Annotated in this window: 5 protein-coding genes; 4 read left to right on the top strand and 1 reads right to left on the bottom strand. The window is 58.3% G+C overall.

What is annotated here, in order from left to right:
• The coding region (locus NP534_RS12725) for a lipopolysaccharide biosynthesis protein (protein ID WP_274098919.1) at nt 1–941 on the bottom strand (941 nt) is incomplete at its 3' end.
• Between the two features lie 300 nt (nt 942–1,241).
• Between NP534_RS12725 and NP534_RS12720 the strand changes: the two genes are divergently transcribed.
• From NP534_RS12720 to NP534_RS12705, 4 genes are all read left to right on the top strand, one after another.
• Nucleotides 1,242–2,204 (top strand): NAD-dependent epimerase/dehydratase family protein, encoded by a 963-nt coding sequence (locus NP534_RS12720; protein ID WP_337994319.1) that lies wholly within the window; start codon nt 1,242–1,244, stop codon nt 2,202–2,204.
• Nucleotides 2,201–3,214, top strand: a complete 1,014-nt coding sequence (locus NP534_RS12715) for an MraY family glycosyltransferase (protein WP_033700680.1) — start codon at nt 2,201–2,203, stop codon at nt 3,212–3,214. Before NP534_RS12720 ends, NP534_RS12715 begins: the two co-directional genes overlap by 4 nt.
• A 60-nt stretch (nt 3,215–3,274) precedes the next feature.
• Entirely contained in the window at nt 3,275–5,272 is a 1,998-nt protein-coding gene (locus tag NP534_RS12710) for a polysaccharide biosynthesis protein (RefSeq protein WP_274098917.1), read from the top strand.
• A 227-nt stretch (nt 5,273–5,499) separates the two neighbouring features.
• On the top strand, nt 5,500–7,416 hold the full coding sequence (locus NP534_RS12705) for an acyltransferase family protein (RefSeq protein WP_274098916.1): 1,917 nt from the start codon (nt 5,500–5,502) through the stop codon (nt 7,414–7,416).
• Nucleotides 7,417–7,448: the final 32 nt, after the last annotated feature.

The following is a 7,448-nucleotide window of genomic DNA, read 5'->3' as shown; positions in this document are numbered from 1 at the left end:
GCACCGACCCCCAGCACGCGTTGCAGGTAGCGCTTCTTGCCACGCACCCAGATGCGCCCGATCGATGGTGCTACCACGGTGTTGATCACTGCCAGCGGTATCAGTACCAGCGCCGCCAGGCGCGTGGCCAGGCCATAGATGGCCAGCCCTTCGGCATCGCCAAACCAGGCGATGATCCACAAGTCGGCCTGCGACATCACGAACAGCACCACGGTGGTGGTGAGGTTGGGACGGGTTTCCCGTAACAGGGTGGCATAACCGATGTCTGTCGCGGGCTTGCTGGCGGCTTGCGCCCGATACCAGCGCCTGAGGCTGTAGGCACCCAGCAACGCGGTACAACTGGCCCCCACTGCGCCCGCCAGGACCAGCATGTCGAGGTTGAGTTGCAGTTCGCCCCGCCAGGCAAGGATGACGGTAGCCGCACTGGCCACACTCGCCCCGGTGGTGAGGAAGCTGGCCTGTACGAAATGGCCAAGCGCCCGGTGCTGCTCGGACAGGATGGTGGTCATCGCGGCCAGGACCATGCTGATCGAGACCAGGGGGGCAATGGCGTGGAGCAGACGCAGCAGGTCGGCGCCCTCATAGCGCGAAAACACCTGCATGAAGAGGTTGAAGCCGATCGCCAGTGCCAGGGTGGAGAGTACGGCAATCAGCAGTGTACGGCGGATTACCTGCTTCACCTGCCCGCCATCGCGGTGCCCCTGGGCTGTGGAAATGCACGCTGGCGCGGTGATGCTCAAGCCCAGTTGCCCCACGGTGGCGAGGGCCGCGATCAGCGATTGGGCCAGAAAAAACACGCCTACCGAAGCCTGCGGCATGGTCAGCGGAATGATGATGCCGGTCAGGGCTCCCGCCCCAAGAAGCAGAAAACGGCCAAATATAGCGGCAATACTGGCGGCAATCGGGGAGGAGAGCGCGTTGGTGACTTTCCCTTTGGACATGAGTTCTTATTGGCACTTGAATGGGAGCAGGGATTCTGTTTTGTTTTGCAAACCCTGTCCATGGTCTGCAAGCAGCGAGGTTAGGGCACTTTGATATCGATTAGCCGATTTGTAGTTTTTCTTCAGATTCTTTAGGGTCGTGTGCATTGAGTCAGTTTGATGGCGTGCAATAGGCTATTGTGTCGTCGTTCAAGGCTGGTTTTTGTCGGAAATTTCATCGCGTAATGCAGATGCCTTCCGTTGTCATGCGATCTATCCGATAGTAATAGCCAATAAACCAAAAAAAGCGATCAGGTGAGAATGAGAGTACTTTTGACTGGCGCGTCCGGCTTTGTGGGCGCAGCGGTGCTGCAGGCGCTCAGTCGCAACGCAAATGTCGAAACCGTCGTACCTTTGCGTTCACCCCTGCACCATGTGCCTGCCGGGGTCATCACTTACCCCATTGGCGATCTCACAGACGACCAGACAGCCGAATTGCAGGCGCACAAGCCCGAGGTTGTCGTGCATTGCGCATCGCGGGTGCATGTCATGTCGGATACCGCCGCCGACCCGTTGGCCGAATTTCGCCGGATCAACGTCAACGGCACCCTGGCGTTAGCCCGTGCGGCGAGTGCTGCTGGTGCCCGACGTTTCGTCTTCGTCAGTTCGATCAAGGTCAATGGCGAGCAGACCGAACCCGGCAAGGCGTACACCGCAGACGACTTGCCACGCCCGGTCGACCCTTATGGCATCTCCAAGCACGAGGCAGAGCAGGGCTTGCTGGCGCTCGGCGCACAGACCGGCATGCAGATCGTCATCATTCGCCCTGTGCTGGTGTATGGCCCGGGCGTGAAGGCCAATTTCCTCAGCATGATGCGCTGGCTCGACCGTGGTGTGCCCTTGCCCTTTGGTGCCATCCACAACCGCCGCAGCCTGGTGGCGCTGGGCAACCTGGTCGACCTGGTGCTGACCTGCATCGACCACCCGGCAGCCGCTGACCAAGTGTTTCTGGTGAGTGACGGCGAAGACCTGTCCACCACCCAACTGCTCGGGCGCATGGCCCAGGCGTTGGGCAAGCCGGCACGTTTGCTGCCGGTGCCGGCCTGGCTGCTGAGCAGCGCTGCCAAAGCGTTGGGCAAGGCCGCGTTGTCGCAGCGCCTGTGTGGCTCATTGCAGGTGGACATCGGCAAGACCCGCGAATTACTCGGTTGGCAACCACCTGTGAGCGTGGATGCGGCACTTCTGGCAACTGCCAGGCACTATCAGGAAAACGACAAGAAATGATGCTTTTGTGGTCTCTTCCCGCTGTACTGGTGCTGTCCTTGTTGATGACCGCAGGCCTGCGCCGCTACGCGCTGGCACGCAGCGTCATCGATGTGCCCAATGCCCGCAGCTCGCATACCGTACCGACGCCCCGTGGCGGTGGTGTCGCCATTGTCCTGACCTTCCTGCTGGCCATCGTCGGGCTCATGCTGACCGGCGCCGAGGGCATCCACTCGCTCGTCGCGCTAGGCGGTGGGGGTGCCCTGATCGCGATCATCGGCTTCATGGATGACCACGGCCACATTGCCGCACGCTGGCGCCTGCTCGGGCATTTCGTCGCCGCAACCTGGATGCTGGCGTGGATGGGCGGGTTGCCACCGCTGACACTGTTCGGCTGGGTGCTGGACCTGGGGTGGCTGGGCGGTGTGCTCGCTGCCGTATACCTGGTCTGGTTGCTCAACCTCTACAATTTCATGGACGGCATCGACGGCATCGCCAGTATCGAGGCCATTACCGTGTGCCTGGGCGCGGCGTCGCTATACTCTCTGACGGGCCTGGGCAGCCATGCCGTTCTGCCCTTGCTGCTGGCCGCTGCTGTCGCCGGGTTCCTGTTCTGGAATTTTCCCCCAGCAAAAATTTTCATGGGCGACGCAGGCAGCGGTTTCCTCGGTATCGTCCTCGGCGGCCTGTCGCTGCAAGCTGCCTGGGTTTCACCGCCGATGCTCTGGTGCTGGCTGATTCTGCTCGGCGTGTTCATTGTCGATGCGACCTACACCCTCGTCAGGCGCTTGTTGCGCGGCGACAAGGTCTATGAGGCTCATCGCAGCCATGCCTATCAGTTTGCTTCCAGGGAATTCGGCAAGCATCTGCCGGTCACACTCGCGGTTGCCGTGCTGAACCTGTGCTGGCTGCTGCCGATCGCGTTCTGTGTTGCAAAGCTTGGCCTGGATGGCGCCGTGGGCGTGGTGCTGGCCTATATCCCATTGATTGTGTTGGCGGTCCGCTTCCACGCAGGCGAATGTGAAGATTGACACTAAGGTAATGTGAGCAACTCGATGTCAGGGAATTTCTGGAAACGTTTCAGAGGAGCGATGGATAAGGTGCGCGCTAAACTGCTTGCTCTACCTCGTAGGCATAAACGCTTGCTGCAGGTGTTGACCGACATCGTGCTGATCTGGGCCGCCCTGTGGCTGGCCTTTGTGGTGCGCCTTGGCATCGATGAGCTGGCCAACCCCATCATCGACCACGGCTGGCTGTTCCTCACCGCACCGGTGGTAGCCATCCCCCTGTTCATCCGCTTTGGCCTGTACCGCGCGGTGATGCGCTACTTCGGCAACGACGCGCTGATTGCCATCATCAAGGCCGTGACCCTGTCGTCGCTGATCCTGGGCTTCATCATCTACTGGGCCAGCAACCACCAGAACGTCGTACCCCGGTCTATCACCTTCAACTACTGGTGGCTGAGCCTGATCATGATCGGCGGGCTGCGCCTGGCCATGCGCCAGTACTTCCTCGGCGACTGGTTTGCAGCCGCCGTGCAGCACGTACCCTTCGCCAGCCGTGACAACGGCCTGCCCAGGGTTGCCATCTATGGCGCTGGCGGTGCCGGCAACCAGCTGGTCGCCGCCTTGCGCACCGACAAGACATTACGCCCAGTAGCGTTCATCGACGATGACACCAGCATCACCGACCGGGTAATCGCCGGCCTGCAGGTTTACCGCCCCGAACAATTGCAGGAAATGATCGACGCCACCGGCGCCCAGGAAATCCTCCTGGCCATCCCGTCTTCCACCCGCACCCGACGTCGCGAAATCCTCAACTTCCTTGAAGGTTATCCGCTGCACGTGCGCAGTATTCCGAGCTTCGTCGACCTGGCCAGCGGCAAGGTCAAAGTCGACGACATCCAGGAAGTGGACATTGCCGACCTGCTGGGCCGTGACACCGTGCCGGCGCAGGCCGACCTGCTAGAACGCTGCATCGTCGAGCAGACTGTCATGGTCACCGGCGCCGGTGGTTCGATCGGCTCGGAGCTGTGCCGGCAGATTCTCGGCCAGTCGCCGAAAACCCTGCTGCTGTTCGACCACAGCGAGTTCAATCTCTACAGCATCCTCTCCGAGCTGGAGCAGCGCATTGCGCGCGAATCGTTGTCTGTGTGCCTGATCCCGATCCTCGGTTCGGTGCGCAACCAGGCGCAACTGCTCGACATCATGAAGACCTGGCGGGTCGAAACTGTCTACCACGCCGCGGCCTACAAGCACGTGCCGATGGTCGAGCACAATATTGCCGAAGGCTTGCTGAACAACGTCATCGGCACCTTGCACACAGCCCAGGCCGCCTTGCAGGCTGGGGTAGCCAACTTCGTGCTGATCTCCACCGACAAGGCGGTACGCCCGACCAATGTGATGGGCAGCACCAAACGCCTTGCCGAAATGACCCTGCAAGCCCTGAGCCGCGAAGTGGCACCGGTGCTGTTCGGTGATAGCGGCAAAGTCTCGCAGGTCAACAAGACCCGTTTCACCATGGTGCGTTTCGGCAATGTGCTGGGTTCTTCGGGCTCTGTTATCCCGCTGTTCCACAAGCAGATCAAGGCCGGCGGCCCACTGACCGTTACCCACCCGAAAATCACCCGCTACTTCATGACCATCCCCGAAGCCGCGCAGTTGGTGATCCAGGCCGGTTCCATGGGCAAGGGCGGCGACGTGTTCGTCCTCGACATGGGCGAGCCGGTGCGGATTGTCGAGCTGGCAGAGAAGATGATTCACCTGTCCGGGTTCAGCGTCCGTTCCGAACGAAACCCGATGGGCGACATCGCCATTCAGTTCACCGGCCTGCGGCCAGGGGAGAAGCTCTACGAGGAGCTGCTGATTGGTGACAACGTGATTGCCACCCGGCATCCAATGATCATGAGTGCCAATGAAGACTTCATGTCGTGGGACGTGCTCAAGGAGGCGTTGCGGGAGCTGTTGGCGGCGGTGGCGGATGACGACTTTGTGCGGGTTCGGCAGCTGTTGCGGGAGACGGTGATCGGGTATGCGCCGGATGGCGAGATTGTGGACTGGATCTATCAGCAGCGGCGGTTGGAGCCGTGAGGTAATGAGGTAATGGCAGGGGTTCGGGTGTGCGCCGGGTACTTCAATGCGGTTTGCAGATGTAAGTGCGTGGCGTGCCCGGATGAAGAATGACGCTTTCACTCTGCGCGGTGTGCTTGTGAAGCAGTCGGCACCCGCTCGTGATCACCTCGCGGCAGCCTTTGTCGTCCTTGGTGCCCTCAATATTTAGATATACAATTCGCGGCTGTCGAACGAAACGAGCTGGGATGTCGATGTCTACAATCAGGGTTGATATACAAGTCCTAAGGGGACTTGCCGTTGCATTTGTGGTGCTTGAACACTTGGCGATCCCTGGATTTCAGTATGGATACCTGGGTGTAGATATTTTCTTCGTGATCTCAGGCTTCTTGATCACATCGATTGTGTCCAAGGGACTGGCGCGCGATAACTTTTCATTCAAGCAGTTCTACCTCCGCCGAGCAAAGCGCCTGCTACCGGCGTCTTTCGTCACCCTCCTGGCGACAATCATTGCAGCTAAATTCTTCCTGCCACCGATGCAGATCGAATCGATGAAGCAGCAAGTCATTGGCGCGTTGACGTTCTCCACGAATTTTGTACTGCTTAGTCAAGCTGGATATTTCGATATCGAGTCCGCCACCAAGCCACTGCTGCACATGTGGTCGCTGGCGGTAGAAGAGCAGTTCTACTTCGTCGTTCCTGCGCTCCTGGCTTTCACGCCCGCCAAGCATTGGAAAAAGATCCTCATTGTGCTTGCCCTTGCAAGCTTCATGGGTTGCCTCTACCTTTCTGCAAGCAACCCGTCAGCGGCGTTCTACTTGCTCCCTACTCGAGCATGGGAGCTACTCATTGGTAGTGTCGCGTCGATGGTCGTTCATAACGGCATTGTCAAAAGCGTCTCGTTAAAACTGGCAGTACCTGCTTTTGCGGTTCTGTTGGCGTCGCCATTTGTTAACTCGGGCCTTTCGCATCCGGGCCTCGATGCCGTCGTGGTTTGCTTTGCAACGGCGATTATACTGCTGGCCAATCACCGTTTATTGAATGGTCAGGCGCGGATGCTGTTCGTCAATAAGCTTGGCGATCTTTCGTATTCGCTGTACCTCGTTCACTGGCCAATAATCGCGTTGGCTAATGCCTCGATCAATACTGATAGCCTGGTTGTCAAAGGTACATTACTCGCGGCATCGCTCGTGTCGGCTATTGCGTTGCACAGGTGGATAGAAGAGCCGTTCAGGAAGATGCCTTATGGCTTCAAGCCGTCGATGGTCGTTTTCCCTGCGCTGACCCTAGCGTTGTTCGGTCTGTCGCATACGTTCCTGAAAGGCCAGTCTGCTGAGAAGATAAACGAACTGTTTGCTCCAAACTATGGGCTCGACAGGTCCTGCGGTGCCAATATTTACAAAGATACTGAGCAGTGCCGGACTTCGGCAAACCCCAAGATTATTGTTTGGGGTGACTCTTTTGCCATGCACAACATTCCAGGGATGTTACAGTCGCAAAAAATCGACATTCGCCAGGCTACCCGCAGCGCATGCGCGCCCTTCTTGAACGCAGCGCCCAATACGAAGCGTAACGACTTCGAGGTGCAGGCGCGGCAGTGTGTAGGGTTCAATGACAGTGCTTTCAAATTTATTAGTGAGCACCCATCGATTACGACCGTTATTTTGGCAGGGTCGTACGGGCAGTATGTGCAGGATACATTCGAGACGATTTCTTTTGACGAGGGCGGTGCGATGCACATCGCTAAATCGACACCCGAACGTGCGAAGCAAGATATGCACAATGTTGTCGAAAAGCTTAAATCGCTTGGAAAGGACGTCGTGATTATCTCGCCTCCACCACGTATTGATAATGCGCTTGTTTCGTGCATTCAGAATGAAGTGGCCAACCCCTCATTCTCTGATCCGTCGGCTAAATGCATGCTGGCAAGGTCAGCCTTTGACCGGGCGAATAAAAAGATGAATGACCTGATGAAATACGCTGAAACGGCCCTGGGTGCCAAGGTGGTGTACTTGTCTGATGTCTTGTGTGACGAAAAGGCGTGTAAAACCATCATCGATGGGGTCCCCATCTATCGTGACAATGGGCACCTGAGCATTACAGGTTCGGTAAAACTGTACCAGAAAATGCCCAATATCCTCGCCGGCGTGAAAGGCAATACGTAGGGCTGTCCGGGTATTCGATGAGTGGCATGCAG

The sequence above is a fragment of the Pseudomonas sp. 39004 genome (assembly GCF_028682155.1).
GTDB classification, from domain to species: Bacteria; Pseudomonadota; Gammaproteobacteria; order Pseudomonadales; family Pseudomonadaceae; genus Aquipseudomonas; species Aquipseudomonas capeferrum.
This window is presented reverse-complemented; position numbering and strand designations above follow the sequence as displayed.